Annotated in this window: 17 protein-coding genes; 7 read left to right on the top strand and 10 right to left on the bottom strand. The window is 59.8% G+C overall.

Annotated elements, in window-relative coordinates:
- Positions 1 to 441: 441 nt before the first annotated feature.
- The gene (dtpA, locus tag B3229_RS12925) at positions 442 to 1,938 is read left to right on the top strand and encodes a dipeptide/tripeptide permease DtpA (protein ID WP_286871298.1); all 1,497 of its coding nucleotides are present in this window, start codon (positions 442 to 444) and stop codon (positions 1,936 to 1,938) included.
- A gap of 145 nt (positions 1,939 to 2,083) precedes the next feature.
- Positions 2,084 to 2,689 carry a glutathione transferase GstA gene (gene gstA, locus B3229_RS12920; protein WP_048781191.1) on the top strand — a complete coding sequence of 202 codons (606 nt, stop codon included), beginning with the start codon at positions 2,084 to 2,086 and terminating at the stop codon, positions 2,687 to 2,689.
- Between the two features lie 34 nt (positions 2,690 to 2,723).
- Here gstA and pdxY read toward each other — a convergent pair whose 3' ends face one another.
- The 5 genes from pdxY to anmK form a co-directional block, all read right to left on the bottom strand.
- The gene (gene pdxY, locus B3229_RS12915; RefSeq protein WP_048781192.1) at positions 2,724 to 3,584 is read right to left on the bottom strand and encodes a pyridoxal kinase PdxY; all 861 of its coding nucleotides are present in this window, start codon (positions 3,582 to 3,584) and stop codon (positions 2,724 to 2,726) included.
- Between the two features lie 63 nt (positions 3,585 to 3,647).
- Positions 3,648 to 4,922, bottom strand: coding sequence for a tyrosine--tRNA ligase (tyrS, locus tag B3229_RS12910; RefSeq protein WP_286871294.1), 1,275 nt, complete (start codon positions 4,920 to 4,922; stop codon positions 3,648 to 3,650).
- Positions 4,923 to 5,059: 137 nt separating this feature from the next.
- The gene (gene pdxH, locus B3229_RS12905) at positions 5,060 to 5,716 is read right to left on the bottom strand and encodes a pyridoxamine 5'-phosphate oxidase (RefSeq protein ID WP_033747417.1); all 657 of its coding nucleotides are present in this window, start codon (positions 5,714 to 5,716) and stop codon (positions 5,060 to 5,062) included.
- 5 nt (positions 5,717 to 5,721) lie between these two features.
- Positions 5,722 to 6,054: an MliC family protein gene (locus B3229_RS12900; protein WP_048784637.1), complete on the bottom strand. Its 333-nt coding sequence runs from the start codon at positions 6,052 to 6,054 to the stop codon at positions 5,722 to 5,724.
- 17 nt (positions 6,055 to 6,071) lie between these two features.
- A complete protein-coding gene (anmK, locus tag B3229_RS12895) occupies positions 6,072 to 7,187 on the bottom strand; it encodes an anhydro-N-acetylmuramic acid kinase (protein ID WP_048784636.1) in 1,116 nt (371 codons plus the stop codon).
- A gap of 280 nt (positions 7,188 to 7,467) precedes the next feature.
- On the opposite strand from anmK, the gene B3229_RS12890 reads away from it, so the two are divergent.
- Complete coding sequence (locus B3229_RS12890) at positions 7,468 to 7,935, top strand: glycine zipper 2TM domain-containing protein (RefSeq protein ID WP_286871291.1); 468 nt, start codon at positions 7,468 to 7,470, stop codon at positions 7,933 to 7,935.
- A 42-nt stretch (positions 7,936 to 7,977) separates the two neighbouring features.
- Here B3229_RS12890 and slyA read toward each other — a convergent pair whose 3' ends face one another.
- Entirely contained in the window at positions 7,978 to 8,415 is a 438-nt protein-coding gene (slyA, locus tag B3229_RS12885; RefSeq protein WP_033747426.1) for a transcriptional regulator SlyA, read from the bottom strand.
- A gap of 152 nt (positions 8,416 to 8,567) precedes the next feature.
- On the opposite strand from slyA, the gene B3229_RS12880 reads away from it, so the two are divergent.
- Genes B3229_RS12880 through B3229_RS12870 form a run of 3 tightly spaced genes read left to right on the top strand, consistent with a single transcriptional unit; the run spans position 8,568 to position 11,675 of the window.
- Positions 8,568 to 8,813 (top strand): DUF1656 domain-containing protein, encoded by a 246-nt coding sequence (locus B3229_RS12880; RefSeq protein ID WP_033747427.1) that lies wholly within the window; start codon positions 8,568 to 8,570, stop codon positions 8,811 to 8,813.
- Complete coding sequence (locus tag B3229_RS12875; RefSeq protein ID WP_286871287.1) at positions 8,810 to 9,667, top strand: HlyD family secretion protein; 858 nt, start codon at positions 8,810 to 8,812, stop codon at positions 9,665 to 9,667. The genes B3229_RS12880 and B3229_RS12875 overlap by 4 nt, the downstream gene beginning before the upstream one ends.
- 7 nt (positions 9,668 to 9,674) lie before the next feature.
- Positions 9,675 to 11,675 carry an FUSC family protein gene (locus B3229_RS12870; protein WP_286871285.1) on the top strand — a complete coding sequence of 667 codons (2,001 nt, stop codon included), beginning with the start codon at positions 9,675 to 9,677 and terminating at the stop codon, positions 11,673 to 11,675.
- On the opposite strand, the gene B3229_RS12865 is transcribed toward B3229_RS12870, so the two are convergent.
- From B3229_RS12865 to B3229_RS12850, 4 genes are all read right to left on the bottom strand, one after another.
- Positions 11,676 to 12,143, bottom strand: coding sequence for a hypothetical protein (locus B3229_RS12865; RefSeq protein ID WP_286871283.1), 468 nt, complete (start codon positions 12,141 to 12,143; stop codon positions 11,676 to 11,678).
- 140 nt (positions 12,144 to 12,283) lie between these two features.
- Positions 12,284 to 12,805: a superoxide dismutase [Cu-Zn] SodC gene (sodC, locus tag B3229_RS12860; RefSeq protein WP_286871281.1), complete on the bottom strand. Its 522-nt coding sequence runs from the start codon at positions 12,803 to 12,805 to the stop codon at positions 12,284 to 12,286.
- 86 nt (positions 12,806 to 12,891) lie between these two features.
- Positions 12,892 to 13,788, bottom strand: a complete 897-nt coding sequence (locus B3229_RS12855) for an aldo/keto reductase (RefSeq protein WP_286871279.1) — start codon at positions 13,786 to 13,788, stop codon at positions 12,892 to 12,894.
- Positions 13,789 to 13,845: 57 nt separating this feature from the next.
- Positions 13,846 to 14,085, bottom strand: a complete 240-nt coding sequence (locus B3229_RS12850; RefSeq protein ID WP_033747441.1) for a DUF1289 domain-containing protein — start codon at positions 14,083 to 14,085, stop codon at positions 13,846 to 13,848.
- A 208-nt stretch (positions 14,086 to 14,293) separates the two neighbouring features.
- Between B3229_RS12850 and eptA the strand changes: the two genes are divergently transcribed.
- Positions 14,294 to 15,928: a phosphoethanolamine transferase EptA gene (gene eptA, locus B3229_RS12845; protein ID WP_286871276.1), complete on the top strand. Its 1,635-nt coding sequence runs from the start codon at positions 14,294 to 14,296 to the stop codon at positions 15,926 to 15,928.
- Positions 15,929 to 15,955: the final 27 nt, after the last annotated feature.

Genomic DNA, 15,955 nt, shown 5'->3' with positions numbered 1-15,955 from the left:
TCTGTGCGAAGGATCAACTTTTACCCATTCGTTCTCATTACTGGAAGCCATTTTGCTGATTTGTTGTTCAAATTAGCTGATAAATCCGCCGACTCCAGCATAATAAACCGGTTAATTATCGAACGACGCTACCTTAACCTGTTAAATTATCCGCAAGCAGCTTATATGGTTATTGTTATCCTCTGACCGTGAAAAACAAACGTTTATTCTGGTAGAATTATCTCTGCTGAAATTAAAACCCATTTAACAAAGTCAGATCGGTTTTTAAACCTTACACACACCAGGCTTTCCAGCATTCAAAAAATTCTTGCCCTGATGCGCGTTATCAGCCACATTAGGCGCCGCTTTTCCCTACTAATAACAATGTCGCGCATGGAATCCTGACATGACGCGGACTTATTTCCTGTCGTAAAACAGGGTACGCGAAAAACTGAGGTACACGTGTCAACTGCAAACAAACACACTGATGAGGCCGTTAGCCTCAATGCGTTCAAACAGCCGAAGGCCTTCTACCTGATCTTCTCGATTGAGTTGTGGGAGCGCTTCGGTTTCTACGGCCTGCAGGCCATCATGGCTGTTTACCTGGTTAAACAGCTGGGCATGTCGGAAGCGGCTTCTATTACTCTGTTCGCCTCTTTTAGCGCGCTGGTTTATGGCCTGGTGGCTATCGGCGGCTGGCTGGGCGATAAAGTGCTGGGCACCAAGCGCGTTATCGTGCTGGGCGTCATCGTGCTGGCGCTGGGTTACGCGCTGGTGGCCTTCTCCGGCCACGACGTCGGCATGGTCTATGTCGGCATGGCGACCATCGCGGTAGGCAGCGGGCTGTTTAAAGCGAACCCCTCTTCGCTGCTCTCTACCTGCTACGAGAAAGATGATCCGCGTCTCGACGGCGCCTTCACCATGTTCTACATGTCAATCAACGTCGGCTCGCTCTTCTCAATGATGCTGACTCCCTGGCTGGCGGCGAAATATGGCTGGAGCGTAGCCTTTTCCCTCTCGGTTGTCGGTCTGGTGATCACCCTGCTCAACTTCCTGTTCTGCAAAGGCCTGGTGAAAAACTACGGCTCGAAGCCGGACTTCGCGCCGCTTAACGTCAGCAAGCTGCTGATGACGCTGGTAGGCGTTGTGGTGCTGGTAGCTATCGCCACCTGGCTGCTGCATAACCAGACTATCGCGCGCATTACCCTGGGCGTGGTCGCGCTGGGCATTATCCTGATCTTCGCCAAAGAGGCTTTCTCGCTGCACGGCGCGGCGCGGCGCAAAATGATCGTGGCGTTTCTGCTGATGGTCGAAGCGATTGTCTTCTTCGTGCTCTATATGCAGATGCCGACCTCGCTTAACTTCTTTGCGATTCGCAACGTCGAACACACCATTCTGGGTATTACCTTCGAACCCGAGCAGTTCCAGGCGCTCAACCCGTTCTGGATTATGCTGGCGAGCCCGCTGCTGGCGGCGGTCTACAACAAGCTGGGCGACCGTCTGCCGATGCCGTTTAAGTTCGCTATCGGCATGGTGCTCTGCTCGGCCGCCTTCCTGGTGCTGCCGCTGGGCGCGAAGTTCGCCTCGGATGCTGGTATCGTCTCCGTTAACTGGCTGATCCTTAGCTATGCGCTGCAGAGCATCGGCGAGCTGATGATCTCCGGTCTCGGTCTGGCGATGGTGGCGCAGCTGGTGCCGCAGCGTCTGATGGGCTTTATCATGGGCTCCTGGTTCCTCACCACCGCTGGCGCGGCGATGATCGCCGGTAAAGTGGCGGGCCTGATGGCCGTGCCGGAGAACGTGACCGATCCGCTCGCCTCGCTGAACGTCTACAGCAGCGTCTTCCAGCAGATTGGCATCGTCACCGGCGTGATCGCCGTGCTGATGCTGCTGACCGCGCCGCTGCTGAACCGCATGGCGCAGACGCCGCAGGCGGAGCTGAAAAAAGCGCAGGCCTGATCGTTCAGGTGACATGCAGCCGGGCCATGCGCCCGGCTTTTTTTTATCCTTTTCCGGACCAGGGGCAACCCATGATCGCGGTCACTGGCAATTCGGCGACGAGGCATTAAGCTGCAATGATCCTGTCGCAATCCGGAGGTCCGTGATGAAACTGTTCTGTAAGGCTGGCGCCTGCTCGCTTTCGCCGCATATCGTGCTGCGTGAGTGTGGGCTCGACTTCACGCAGGTTAATGTCGATCTGATGAAAAAAGTCACCGAATGCAGCGAAGATTACTGGCAAATCAATCCAAAAGGCCAGGTGCCGGCGCTGGAGCTGGATGACGGCACTCTCCTGACCGAAGGCGTGGCGATTGTGCAGTATTTGGCGGATCTGAAGCCCGATCGCCAGCTGCTGGCACCGGTCGGCAGCCTGACGCGCTACCACACGCTGGAGTGGCTCAGCTTTATCAGCAGCGAACTGCATAAAACCTTCACGCCCCTGTTTAAGTCCGATACGCCCGACAGCTACAAGCCCCTGCTGCGCGCCCGGCTGGAGCAGCAGTTCCGCTTCGTCGACAAGGCGCTGCAGGACAAGCAGTGGTTAATGGGGCTGCGCTTCAGCGTGGCGGATGCCTATCTTTACGTGATGGTGCGCTGGGCGCATGCGCTAAAGCTGGAGCTGGAAGGGTTGTCGGCGCTGGACGCCTGGTTTCAGCGAACGTCGCAGCGGCCTGCGGTGCAGGCGGCGCTGAAGGCGGAAGGCGCCGCCTGACGAGCGGGGCCGATACGATATCGGCCCCGCAGGTTTACAGCGCTTCGGCGGCGAAGTGCTGGGTCGGCTGGGCGATAGCGTCCTGCGCCGCTACCAGCTGCAGCTCATATTCGCCCATAGCGTGCGTCGTCAGCATCACTTCGTACACGGCGGCGGTAACGTGCTCCAGCGCCTGCTTCAGATCCTTGCCGTGCAGCAGATTGACCAGCAGCAGGCCGCTGGTGAGGTCGCCGACGCCAACCGGCTGGCGCACGCCAAAATCCACCAGCGGACGGCTAATATGCCAGGCCTCTTCCGCCGTGACCAGCAGCATCTCGAAGCGATCGCTGCGACGCCCGGCGCGCGCCAGATGTTTCACCAGCACCACGCGCGGGCCCTGCGCAATCAGCGCGCGTGCCGCCGCGGTCGCCTCTTCTACGCTGGTGACGCTGCGCTCGCTGAGCATCTCCAGCTCCAGCAGATTCGGCGCGATAATGTCGCTGGCGGGCATGGCGTATTTGCAGTGATACTCCGCCACGCCAGGCGCCACGATGCACCCTTTTTCAGGATGTCCCATCACCGGATCGCAAAAGAACCAGGCGTCCGGGTTGGCAGCTTTCACCATGCGCACGATCTCGAGGATCTGTTCGCCCTGTTCAGCCGAGCCCAGATAGCCGCTCAGCACCGCGTCGCAGGTTTTCAGCCGGTCGATATCGCTGATGCCTTTGACGATCTCCGTCAGGTGCGTCGCGGGCATGACCGTGCCCGTCCAGTGGCCGTACTGCGTGTGGTTAGAGAACTGTACGGTGTTGAGCGGCCAGACGTTAGCCCCCATGCGCCGCATCGGAAATTCGGCGGCGGCGTTACCGGCGTGGCCGAATACCACATGCGACTGAATTGCGAGAATATTTTTCATTATGTTCTGAACTGCCTTGCCCTTGCCTGCCATAAAAAAGGGCCGGAAACCGGCCCTGAACGCTTACTGCCAGACGATCAGGCAGTAGTGTTTTTTCCCGCGACGCAGCAGCGTGTAGCGGCCAAACAGCTTATCGCTCTCGCTGAAGCGGTACTCCGCGTCTGACTGCTTTTCACCGTTGATGGCAACGGCGTTGGAGCTAATCATGGTGCGCGCCTGGCCGCGTGACGGCACCAGCTCGGCATTCACCAGCGCCTGCTGCAGATCGTCTTCCGCACCCAGCTGCACGGTCGGCATGCCGTCCTGCGCCAGCTGTTCGAAGTCCGCCTCGGTCATGTCGCTCAGCGCGCCGGAGAAAAGGCTCTCGGTAATGCGCTTCGCCGCCGCCAGGCCCGCTTCGCCGTGCACCAGGCGCGTGACGCTCTCGGCGAGCACGTACTGCGCGCGCGGCGCTTTGCCGCTGTTTTTGTCTTCCTCTTCCAGCGCGTTGATCTCGTCAAGGCTGAGGAAGGTGAAGAACTTCAGGAAGCGGTAGACGTCGGCGTCCGCGGTATTGATCCAGAACTGGTAGAACTTATAGGGGCTGGTTTTCTTCGCATCGAGCCACACCGCGCCGCCTTCGGTTTTGCCGAACTTGGTACCGTCCGATTTGGTGATCAGCGGCACCGTCAGGCCGAAGACCTGGTTCTGATAAAGACGACGCGTCAGGTCGATGCCGGAGGTGATGTTGCCCCACTGATCGGAGCCGCCAATCTGCAATGACACGCCGTGGCGTTTGTTAAGCTCGGCGAAGTCGTAGCCCTGCAGCAGATTGTAGGAGAACTCGGTAAAAGAGATCCCCTGATCGTCGCGGTTCAGGCGCTGTTTGACCGCTTCTTTGTTAATCATCTGATTCACAGAGAAGTGTTTGCCGATATCGCGCAGGAAGGTCAGCACGTTCATGCCGCCGAACCAGTCGTAGTTGTTGGCGGCGATAGCGCTGTTGTCGCCGCAGTCGAAATCGAGGAAAGGCGCCACCTGACGGCGGATCTTCTCCACCCACTCGCCGACGGTTTCGCTGGTGTTGAGTTTACGTTCTGCTGCTTTAAAGCTGGGATCGCCGATCAGACCGGTGGCACCGCCCACCAGTGCGACCGGTTTGTGTCCGGCATCCTGAAAACGTTTCAGGCAGAGCAGCGGCACCAGATGGCCCAAATGCAAGCTGTCAGCGGTCGGATCGAAGCCGCAATAGAGGGCAATCGGCCCTTGCGCCAGTCGCTCTGCTAACGCTTCTTCGTCCGTTACCTGGGCGATTAAGCCTCGTTCCTGCAATTGTTGTATCAGGTTACTGCTGGTCATTACTGACTCCAAATTGATCAGACTGCACCTATGCTGGTACACAGCTTTCCGCTGAGTGCGGAAGACAAAAAAGAGGGCTATAGCATAAAGCGCTGGCGACTTCTGTGCCAGCGCTGAGAGAGGAGAAAAACGCTGTTTTACGGGGCTAAGCGGTCGATTTTCCAGCCGTTGTCGTCGCGCTGGTAGAGGAAACGGTCATGCAGGCGATGTTCGCCGCCCTGCCAGAACTCCATGGTGTGAAATTTGACGCGGTATCCGCCCCAGAAGCTCGGCAGCGGCACCTCGCCCTGCTGAAACTTCTGCTTCAGCTCGAGGAATTTTCCCTCCAGCACGCCGCGCGCCGATATCCGGCTCGACTGACGCGATACCCAGGCGCCGATTTGGCTGTCGCGCGGGCGGCTATGGAAATATTTCAACACCTCCAGCGGCGACAGCTTCTCGACGTCGCCGAGCACCATCACCTGGCGCTCCAGAAAGTGCCAGGGAAAGTGCAGCGAAATGCGCGGATTGTTGGCCAGCTGCTGCGCCTTGCGGCTGCCGAGGTTGGTATAGAACACCAGGCCGCTGTCGTCATAGTGCTTGAGCAGCACGATGCGCTGGTAAGGCTGTCCTTGATCGTCCACCGTCGCCACGGTCATGGCGGTGGGATCGGGCAGCTGCGCCTCGCACGCCTGCCGCAGCCAGGTTTCAAACAGCGCCAGCGGCTGGTCCGGCAGATCCTTGCGCCGCAGCCCGCCGCGCGTATATTCGCGGCGCAGGCTGGCGATATCTTGCAGAGTGAAATTCGTGCTCATACGGGTTACTCGAAATGAACAGGCTGGCTGGCAGGCTGCAATTCACAGTCGTTAACGACGATTTTATCGTCGCGTTCGATAAAGGCGGTTTCGCCTTTGCTCCAGAATACATATTTTCCGTCGCTGTAGCGCGCGCCTGAGGCGGAGATCGCCCGCTTCAGCGTTAACGGCTGACCGTCCATGATAAAGCTGACCTGCTCGCTGGCGTTGTCGAGCGTGACGGTCAGCGGCAGGGTGCCGCAGCGGTAGTGCAGCGTTTGCGGCGCTTCAGCCTGTTTGTGCAGCAGTCCGCAGCCGCTCAGCAGCAGCGCGGCGGCAAGCGTTAACCCCTGTTTCATCGTGATTCTCCTTACTGTCAGTAGAGCGGATTAGCCGGATAGATAGCGCCGAGCACGCTTTTTGCCGCCGCGCCGGTCACGGCGGGCAGATTGCCGGGTAAACCGGAGAGCGTGCGGCTGGCAAGCCAGGCAAACGCCAGCGCCTCCATATCGTCGCCGCGAATGCCTGCGGCGTCGGTGGTGGTCACTTCGGTTCCCGCCAGCAGCGCGGCGAGGCGCGCCATCAGCAGCGGATTGCGGCCGCCGCCGCCGCACACCAGCAGCCGGTCGCAGCCGTCGTTGAGCTGCACCTGATCGGCGATGGTGACGGCGCTCAGCTCGGTCAGCGTCGCCTGCACGTCCTGCGGCGCCAGGCCCGGGAAAGTTTGCAGCTGACGCTCAACCCAGCCCAGATTGAAATATTCGCGCCCGGTACTTTTCGGCGGCGGCAGCGCGAACCAGGGATCGCGCAACATCTGCTCCAGCAGCGCGGGCACCACGCTGCCGCCGCGCGCCCAGCTGGCGTCCTGGTCGAAAGGCTTGCCCTGGTGACGCCAGATCCACGCGTCGATCAGCATATTGCCGGGGCCGGTGTCGAAGCCGCGCACCGGCTGGCCGGGGATCAGCAGCGAAAGATTGGCGATGCCGCCAATATTGAGCACCATACGGCGCTCGACCGCATCCATCAGCAGCGCCTGATGAAACGCGGGCACCAGCGGCGCACCCTGCCCGCCCAGCGCCATATCGCGGCGGCGGAAGTCGCCGACCACGGTGATGCCGGTGGCGGCGACAATCTGATTATTATCGCCGATTTGCAGCGTGTTCGGCGCGTCGCTTTGCGGTTCGTGCCAGACGGTCTGCCCGTGACAGCCGATAGCGACAATATCGCTCGGCTCCAGCGCCTCGCGCCGCATCAGAGTATTGACCGCGTCGGCGAACAGTCGGCCAAGGCGCGTATCGAGCTGGCCGAGTTGCGAAAGCGTCAGCTGCTGGCCCTGGCTCACCGCCAGGATCTGCTGACGCAGCTCGCCCGGCATCGGATGACAGTAGCTCGCCTGCTGCGCCACCATATGCTCATCGATGGCGGCCAGCACCACGTCCACGCCGTCCAGGCTGGTGCCTGACATAACGCCGATATAACGTCCTGATTTCATTCCTGGTCCTTACTGGGTGGCGGAAGTGCGATTCAACGCCCTTCAGTCTGGCAAATTCTTGCGCCCGATTCGACGATTACCTGATGTTTTCCCCGACTTTATGCAACAAATAACATTGCGCAACTTTTTTTCTCGCCTGGTTGAATTTTTGTTGATCGCCAATAGTCTATGCTTGGCTTCACCATGTTTTACTCAGACTAAGATTAATTTGCTTTGTGTCTTATACTGTTTGCAGGATTTCGCGATACACATGGCGCATTGCTTAAGAAAGGAGTTACAAATGATCAAGCGTTTCGTTGCTGTCGCACTGGCTGGCATTACGCTGGCTGGCTGCACAAATACCAGTACTCTGTCAGGCGATACCTACAGTGCCAGTGAGGCCAAACAGGTTCAGAGCGTGTCTTACGGCACGCTGGTCTCGGTCCGTCCAGTTAAGATTCAGGGCGGCGATGACAACAACGTGATCGGCGCTATCGGCGGCGCGGTGCTGGGCGGTTTCCTCGGCAATACCATCGGCGGCGGCACCGGACGCAGCCTGGCCACCGCAGGCGGCGCGATCGCCGGCGGCCTGGCAGGCCAGGGCATTCAGGGGGCAGTGAATAAAACCGACGGCGTCGAGCTGGAAATCCGTAAGGATGACGGCAATACCATCATGGTGGTGCAGAAGCAGGCGGCCAGCCGCTACTCTGTCGGGCAGCGCGTCGCGCTGGCGTCCAACGGTAGCCAGATCACCGTGTCGCCGCGCTGATCGCCTTAGCCAAAAAAAACCGACGCCGCGGCGTCGGTTTTTTTATTTTTCCCGATGCTGCAGCTCGAGAATGTTTTTCTCCAGACGGGCGATAAGGGTCACCATCTGGTTGATCTCTTCGCGGCTGATGCCAGCGAGAATATCGTCGCGCGTCGCGTCGATCACGCTCTCAACCTGTTCGATAATCGGCTCCGCCTGACGCGTCAGCTTGATGCGCTTCGCGCGGCGATCGTTCGCACAGGTCGAGCGGGTAATCAATCCTTTCTCTTCCAGCTGATCCAGCGTGCGCACCAGCGACGGCTGCTCAATGCCGATGGCCTTCGCCAGCTGAATCTGCGACTGTTCCGGCGGCAGCTGATGAATGTTGTGCAGCGTGACCCAGTGCGTCTGCGTCAGCTCAAGCGGCTTCAGTCGCTGATCGATCAACGCGCGCCAGATGCGCACCAGGCGAGACAAATCCGTTCCAAGGGGCGTATCCATTTCATCTCCTTATAATTAGCTTGCTAGCTATCAAGCCAGATTTTACACTATTCTGCGAGTTTAAAGGACAAATTACAAACCCCGGGCGAAGCCCCAGCGGTTCATCTACGCTTTTTGAGACCGGTGCCAGGGTGATATCAGAAGGATGATGCGTGGCTATTTTTCCCTTTCATGCGGCGGGACCCCTGACCGACCTGGTGTTCGGCGCCTCGCTGTTTTTTCCACCGCTGTTTAAAGCGGTCCTGCTCGGCTTCTTCTTCTGGCTTATTCTTCATCCGCTGCTGCGCGGCTGGATCTATTCGGGGGATATCTGGCATCCGACGCTGCTGGATCTCTCTCTTTTCGTACTTTGCGTCGCCGCCGCGCTTTTTCTGCTGGGACAGGGATACTCAACATGAAATTCAATGCAGTGAAATATTTTTCCACGCTGATCGTCTTCGCGGCCGCCCTGCTGGCGGGCTGGTGGATGTGGAACTACTACATGCAGTCGCCCTGGACGCGCGACGGCAAAATCCGCGCCGAGCTGGCGCAGGTTACTCCTCAGATCTCGGCGCGCATTGTCTCGCTGGCGGTGAAGGATAATCAGTTTGTGCATCAGGGCCAGACGCTGCTGACGCTGGACACCGTGCCCTGGCAGATTGCGCTGGATAACGCCGAAGCGCAGCTGGCGAAGGCGCAGGCCGACCTGGCGAAGGCGCAGCATGAAGCGAGACGCCGCGCCAGTCTGCCGCGCAACGTGATTTCGGCAGAAGATCTCGACGCCGCGCAGCTGAACGCCGCGTCAATGGCGGCCAGCGCCAAAGCGGCGCAGGCCGCGCTGGATCAGGCGCGCTGGAACCTGCAGCAGACCACCGTGACGGCGCCGACCGACGGCTGGATCAGCAACCTGACGCTGCGCGTCGGCGACTACGCCACGGCGGGCACGCCGCTCTTCGCGCTGGTCGACAGCCGCTCTTATTACGTGATGGGCTATTTCGAAGAGACCAAGCTGCGCCATATCCGTCCCGGCGCGTCGGCGCAGATTGTGCTCTACAGCAATGGCGCGCGCCTGCAGGGCGAGGTAGAAAGCATCGGCCGCGCCATCTACGACCAGAGTATCGACAGCGACAGCGGCCTGGTGCCCGATATCAAGCCGAACGTACCCTGGGTGCGGCTGGCGCAGCGCGTGCCGGTGCGCATTCGCCTGGCGCAGATACCGGATAATGTGCCGCTAGTGGCGGGCACTACCTGCTCTATCGCCATTCAGCCGTGAGCGCGCGATGAATCTGCACTGGCTGGCGTGGGACCAGCTCCCCTGGGTGAAGGCAGACGCCGGTCAGTGGCGCTACGCGCTACGCAACGCCATCGCAATGTGTCTGGCGCTCAGCATCGCCTATGCGCTCGACCTGGATGAGCCCTACTGGGCGATGACCTCGGCGGCGGTGATCAGCTTTCCCACCGTCGGCGGCGCGATAAGCAAAAGCCTCGGCCGCATCGTCGGCAGTCTGATGGGCGCAGGCGCCGCGCTGCTGATCGCCGGCCATACCCTTAACGAACCCTGGCTGTTCACCTTTTTTATCGCCGGCTGGCTGGCGTTCTGCACCGGCATCGCCAACCACTATCAGAACAACGTGGCCTACGCCTTTTCGCTGGCGGGCTACACCGCGGCGATTATCGTTTTCAGCAGCGTCGACCTGACCGATGCGACGGATCTCTGGAATCTGACGCAGGCGCGCGTCTGCGAGGTGATTTCAGGCATTCTGTGCGCCGGGTTTATGATGATGGTGCTGCCGAGCACCTCGGACGGCGAGGCGCTGATCGCCTCGCTGCAGAAGATGCATGGCCGCCTGCTGGAGCACGCCGGGCTGCTGCTGCAGCCTACCGAGGTCGATCAGGTGCGCGCCGCCCATGAAGCGGTGATCAGCCAGATTCTCACCATGAACCTGCTGCGCATTCAGGCGTTCTGGAGCCACTACCGCTTTCGCCGTCAGAACAACGTGCTCAACTACGTGCTGCACCAGCAGCTGCGCCTGACCAGCGTGCTCTCCAGCCTGCGCCGCATGCTGCTTAACTGGCCCGATGCGCCGCAGCCCCTCTACGACGCTATCGACGCCCTGATGCAGGAGCTGGCGAGCGCGCAGTGCGACAAGTACCGGCTGGCGCAGATCCTGCGCAGCGTTACCCCCGCCGCCGACGGCGATTACCGCCAGCGCGCCTTTTGCCAGCGCCTGCGCTACTTCTGCTGGATGTACCTCAACGTCAGCCGCTGGATCCGCCTGCTGGCCCGCGCCGACGCCGATACCCGCTTTCAGCCGCCGCCGGTGCCCGCGCTGGCGCGGGAGAGCGACAGCGCCGAAGCGGGCTGGAGCGCGCTGCGCACCTTTTGCGCCGTCGTGGCGGGCTGCGCCTTCTGGATCACGACGCAGTGGTCGGCCGGCGCGGCGGCGCTGACCCTGACCGCCATCGCCTGCGTGCTCTACTCGTCTGCGCCTTCGCCCAGCGGCAGCGTCACGCTGCTGCTGAAAACCCTGCTCTGGCTGTCGCTGTTCAGCTTTGTGATGAAGTTCGGCCTGATGGTGCAGATCTCCCAGCTGTGGCAGTTTCTGCTGTTTCTGTTCCCGCTGCTGCTGACGCTGCAGCTGTTTAAGCTACAGCAAAAGCAGCGCGCCGCGCTCTGGGGCCAGTTTATTGTCTTTATGGGCTCGTTTATCGCGGTCACCAACCCGCCGAACTGGGATTACGCCGATTTCCTCAACGACAATATCGCCAAAGTGTGCGGCGTGATGCTCGCCTGGCTGGCGTTTCAGATCCTGCGCCCCAGCTCCGACGCGCGCCGCAGCCGCCGTCATATCCGCGCACTGCGCATGGCGTTTCTCGACCAGTTGCGCCGCCGTCCGCGCCTGAGCGAAAGCCGCTTTGAATCGCAGATCTATCATCGTATCAGCCAGCTGAGCAGCAGCCACGACGAGCAGGCGCGCGTCTGGCTGCTGCGCTGGGGCGTCGTGCTGCTCAACTGTTCGCATATTGTCTGGCAGCTGCGCGACTGGCAGCCTGCGTCAACCGCGCTGGCGCAGATGCGCGAGGCGAGCCTGCAGGATTTACAGCGCATCATCAGCGCGCGCGGCGTGCGGCACAGCTCGCTCGATCAGACCCTGACGACGCTGGAGGAGACGATCCGCCAGCTGGTGGCGGAGGGCGATACGGAGGCGAATACGCTGGCGGGTATTTTATGGCGGCTGCGCTGTTCGCTGGCGCAGCTGAAGCAGGCGGTGCCGGAATAGCTATTTGCAGTACTGCAGCTGCTGACGTTCGAAATCGGCCTGCAGCTGCGCCAGGGTCTTACGCTGCTCGAAACGGGTTTTATCGTTGGCGGACATCGGCTCAATCACCAGCTCGCGCTCTTCCGGCGAGTAGATAAAACGCCGTCGAATTTCGCTGCCGGTAAAGCTCTTGCCGATAATGCTGCCGCACACCATGGTCATGCTGGTGCGGTAGATTGCCGTTTGCTCGAAGTTGGTTTCGGTAGCGCTGCGCAAGATATACTGACAGCCCTTCTCTTCAAGCCGTTTGCGCGTGCTGCGGCTCAGCCACTCGCGTCCTTTCGCGATGGACTCGCACTCCGCGCGTGCCGGGCTGGCGTCGATGGTGCGCTGAAGCTGACGTCCTGCTTCAATCCTGAGCTGGGTTTCATTAGGTTGATCGCAGCCCGCCAGCAGCAGACAGAGCAGCAGTGCGCCCGTTTTCTTCATTCCATTTTCTCCTTTGACCGCACCAGATGAAAGTGTCCAGAATCAGTATCATAGGCGGTAAATCATCAGGAGAACATAGCCGGAAACTAAACTAAACGATAATAAAACGGCTCCATAAGGAGCCGTCGGTGAATCAACCATTAGATTACGCCGCAGGCGTAGCGCCCGCCGCCGCCGCCAAGCGGCTCTGGATGATCGGCGTGGTTATCGCCGCCAATATGCACCATCAACGCTTTGCCCTTGATCTCATCCAGGGATTTCAGCCGCGGTGCCAGCACTGAATAGTCGGCATTGCCCTTTTCATCGACGTAAATCGCCGGCAGATCGCCGAGGTGACCCTCGCCGTAAGGACCGAGGTGCTTGCCGGTTTTTTGCGGATCGAGATGGCCGCCCGCCGCGCCCGCCGCTACCGTTTTGCCTTCAGAGACGCCGGGTTCGCAGCTGCCGTTGGCGTGAACATGAAAGCCGTGCACGCCGGGCGTCAGGCCGTTCAGCTTCGGCGTAAACAGCAGACCATATTTCGTCTGCTCGATATCGACCGTGCCAATCGCCTCGCCGACGCCCTCGGCGCTCACTTTATGCAGTGTGACCTCTTGCGCCAGCGCGTTGCTGGCCAGGGCGCCGCTTATTGCGAACAGACATGCTAAGACCGATTTTTTCATTATCGCTTGCCTCTTATCTCCCACAGGGTGTGATAAGCCTGGCCGCAATTTCCAATCTGCGCCGCTGTTTGACACAGCTTTACGCTTCAGGGCACATCGTAACCCAGCGCCGCTTTGCGGATGCGGAACCACTGCTGGCGATCCAGCGTAACCCCAAGCGCCGCCACCGCTTCGCTGACGCGTTCAGGATTGCCGGAGCCGATGATCGGCAGCGGCTGACTCGGCAGCGCCAGCACCCAGGCGTAGACCACCTGCGCCAGGCTGGCGGCGCCGGTTTCGAGGCGCACCTGCTCCAGTTCGTCGCGCAGCGGCTGATAGTGCGGATCCTGAAATAGCTCGCCGCCGCCCAGGCAGGACCACGCCATTGGCCGCAGGCGCAGCTGCTGACACTGATCGAGGGTGCCGTCCAGCAGTACGTTTTGCTGAATCGGCGAGATCTCCACCTGATTGGTGGTCAGCGTAAAGGGCAGACGCGACTGCAGCAGCATGAACTGCGACGGCGTGAAGTTCGACACGCCGAAATGCAGCACTTTACCGCTCTGATGCAGCGCCAGAAACGCCTCGGCCACCGCATCGGCGTTCATCAGCGGATCGGGACGATGGATCAGCAGCAGGTCGAGCCGGTCGGTGGCGAAATGACGCAGCGAGTTTTCCGCGCTCTGCACGATATGGGCTTTGTCGGTGATGTAGTGTCCAATGCGATGTTCCGGCTTCGCGCGCGTGGCGATGCCGCATTTGGTGACGATCTGCAGGCGATCGCGCAAGCCGGGCGACAGCTTCAGCGCCTCGCCAAAGGCGGCTTCGCAGCGGTAGTCGCCATAGATATCGGCGTGATCGACCGTGGTGATGCCTAATGAGAGATGATGTTCGATAAAGCTGACGCGCTGTTGCGGGGTCATTCCCCACTCCATCAGGCGCCAGTAACCCATGATCAGCGGAGAGAAAGCGGGGCCCTGCGGCGAGATCTGTTGCGCTTGTAGCATAGTAATATCCCTGTGTTTGCTCTTTCAGTCAGTGTCAGGGAGTATAACGAAAAGCGCTCAGAACAGGGATGGCTGCTGCGGTTCGGCATCGTCTTCCGGTTTCTGCTGGCGCAGCAGACGCAGGCGGCGCTGATGGCACAGGCGCAATACGTCGCGCTTCTGCGCGTCGCTGAATTTCATCCAGTTGAAGCGCTCTTCCCGGCTGCGCAGGCAGCCGAGGCAGTAGCCGCGCGCATCCACCTGGCAGATGCCGCGACAGGGACTGGGTACCGGGAAAAATTCAAGTTGCTCCGCCACAGGCTCTCCACATCGCTGATTATCTCTTTTAAAGATAGCTCAAGGCACGAGCCTTTCCCGCGGCGGCGCGCGCCTCTCGTCACTAAATGTAACTAATTAGTTTGGCTAAACAGATAATTCCGCGCATAGTGTTGAGCCTTTGTTAAGGTTTTCCCAAGTTATTACCTTTATTCTCTTTTGGCGATCATTTGTTTTTTACTGGATACTCATGCAGTTGAAAAAGTTACGCTGTCACGAAAATAGCTTTAATTTGGCGGTTTCCCTGTTTTTCGCGCTGGTCTTGAACGGTTTATTTCTGTTCCGCGCCTGGGAGCGCATTCCTTATACATCTCTGCACGACTATTTTTTTGCCGCCAGCCTGCCTCTTGTGCTGACGGCGGCGTTCGGCCTGATCTTTAACCTGGTCGCCTGGCCTTACCTGCGCAAGCCGCTGCTGGCGGTGCTGATCCTGACGAGCGCGGCGGCAAACTACGTTATGTTTAGCTTCGGCACCGTTATCGATACCAATATGGTGCAGAACGTCTTTGAAACCGATCTACAGGAGTCCACCGCCCTGCTCAGCCGTAACGCCGTTATCTGGCTGCTGCTGATGGGCGTGGCGCCGACCATTATTATACTCCTGACGCGCTTCAAACGCCGCGAATGCTGGTGGATGAATCTTGCGTGGCGCGCGCTGTTTATGGCGGCGTCGCTGGGCATTATCCTCCTGATGGCGCTGCTTTTTTATAAGGATTACGCCTCGCTGATCCGCAATAACAAAGGGCTGGTCAAAATGATCACCCCGGCCAACATCGTCAGCGGCGCCGGTCACTACGTTAATAATCGCTGGATGAGAGGCAGCCAGGCCTGGGTGCATATCGGCCAGGACGCGCGCAAAGGCCCCATCATCGCGGCGGAGCAGAAAAAAACGCTGGTGGTGCTGGTCGTCGGCGAAACCGCGCGCGCGGAAAACTTTTCGCTGGGCGGTTACGCGCGCGAGACTAACCCGCAGCTGAAAAAGCAGAATGTCATTTACTATCCGCAGGCGACCTCATGCGGCACGGAAACCGCCATCTCCGTGCCCTGCATGTTCTCAAATATGCCGCGCGCTCACTACGACGCTAATCTGGCGCATCATCAGGACGGCGTGCTGGATATCCTCGGCCATGCGGGCGTCAGCGTGCTGTGGCGCGAAAACGACGGCGGCTGCAAAGGCGCCTGCGATCGCGTGCCGCATACCGATATGACGCTGTGGAAGCTGAACGCCTGGTGCCAGGAGGGATCTTGCCTCGACGACGTGCTGCTGCACCGGCTGGATAACTATACCCATAGCCTGAATAACGACGGCATTATTGTGCTGCATCAGATGGGCAGCCACGGCCCCGCCTATTATCGTCGCTATCCGCCGCAGTTCCGCCAGTTTACGCCGACCTGCGACAGCAACCAGATTCAGGACTGCGACCATCAGGCGCTGATGAATACCTACGACAATACGCTGCTTTACAGCGACGATATGATCGCCCGCACCATCGATATGCTGAAGGGGTTGAGCGACCGCTTTAACGTGGCGCTGGTTTATCTCTCCGATCACGGCGAATCGCTCGGCGAGCACGGCATGTATCTGCACGGTGCGCCCTATCTGTTTGCGCCGTCTCAGCAGACGCATATCCCCCTGCTGCTGTGGATGTCGGACGATTACGCCAAAACCTACGGCATCAGTCAGGCCTGCCTGCGCCAGCAGGCGCCAACGGCGGAGGTATCGCAGGACAACCTCTTCCATACGCTACTGGGGATGTTCAACGTGCAGACCAGCGAGTACCAGCCGCAGCTCGACATGATCAGAACGTGCCGTAAGGCGGGCTAGCGGTTGCATCCGACCGATCGGTCTACT

It is taken from the genome of Pantoea sp. UBA5035 (genome assembly GCF_002415245.1).
Lineage (GTDB): Bacteria > Pseudomonadota > Gammaproteobacteria > Enterobacterales > Enterobacteriaceae > Pantoea > Pantoea septica.
The sequence above is the reverse complement of the archived record's forward strand: the minus strand, read 5'-3'. Positions and strand labels throughout refer to the sequence as shown.

Coding starts and splice junctions, on each gene's coding strand:
- gstA (WP_048781191.1), top strand. CDS start 2,084: ATGAAACTGTTCTGTAAGGCTGGCGCCTGCTCGCTTTCGCCGCATATC.
- pdxY (WP_048781192.1), bottom strand. CDS start 3,584: ATGAAAAATATTCTCGCAATTCAGTCGCATGTGGTATTCGGCCACGCC.
- tyrS (WP_286871294.1), bottom strand. CDS start 4,922: ATGACCAGCAGTAACCTGATACAACAATTGCAGGAACGAGGCTTAATC.
- pdxH (WP_033747417.1), bottom strand. CDS start 5,716: ATGAGCACGAATTTCACTCTGCAAGATATCGCCAGCCTGCGCCGCGAA.
- B3229_RS12900 (WP_048784637.1), bottom strand. CDS start 6,054: ATGAAACAGGGGTTAACGCTTGCCGCCGCGCTGCTGCTGAGCGGCTGC.
- anmK (WP_048784636.1), bottom strand. CDS start 7,187: ATGAAATCAGGACGTTATATCGGCGTTATGTCAGGCACCAGCCTGGAC.
- B3229_RS12890 (WP_286871291.1), top strand. CDS start 7,468: ATGATCAAGCGTTTCGTTGCTGTCGCACTGGCTGGCATTACGCTGGCT.
- slyA (WP_033747426.1), bottom strand. CDS start 8,415: ATGGATACGCCCCTTGGAACGGATTTGTCTCGCCTGGTGCGCATCTGG.
- B3229_RS12875 (WP_286871287.1), top strand. CDS start 8,810: ATGAAATTCAATGCAGTGAAATATTTTTCCACGCTGATCGTCTTCGCG.
- B3229_RS12870 (WP_286871285.1), top strand. CDS start 9,675: ATGAATCTGCACTGGCTGGCGTGGGACCAGCTCCCCTGGGTGAAGGCA.
- B3229_RS12865 (WP_286871283.1), bottom strand. CDS start 12,143: ATGAAGAAAACGGGCGCACTGCTGCTCTGTCTGCTGCTGGCGGGCTGC.
- sodC (WP_286871281.1), bottom strand. CDS start 12,805: ATGAAAAAATCGGTCTTAGCATGTCTGTTCGCAATAAGCGGCGCCCTG.
- B3229_RS12855 (WP_286871279.1), bottom strand. CDS start 13,788: ATGCTACAAGCGCAACAGATCTCGCCGCAGGGCCCCGCTTTCTCTCCG.
- eptA (WP_286871276.1), top strand. CDS start 14,294: ATGCAGTTGAAAAAGTTACGCTGTCACGAAAATAGCTTTAATTTGGCG.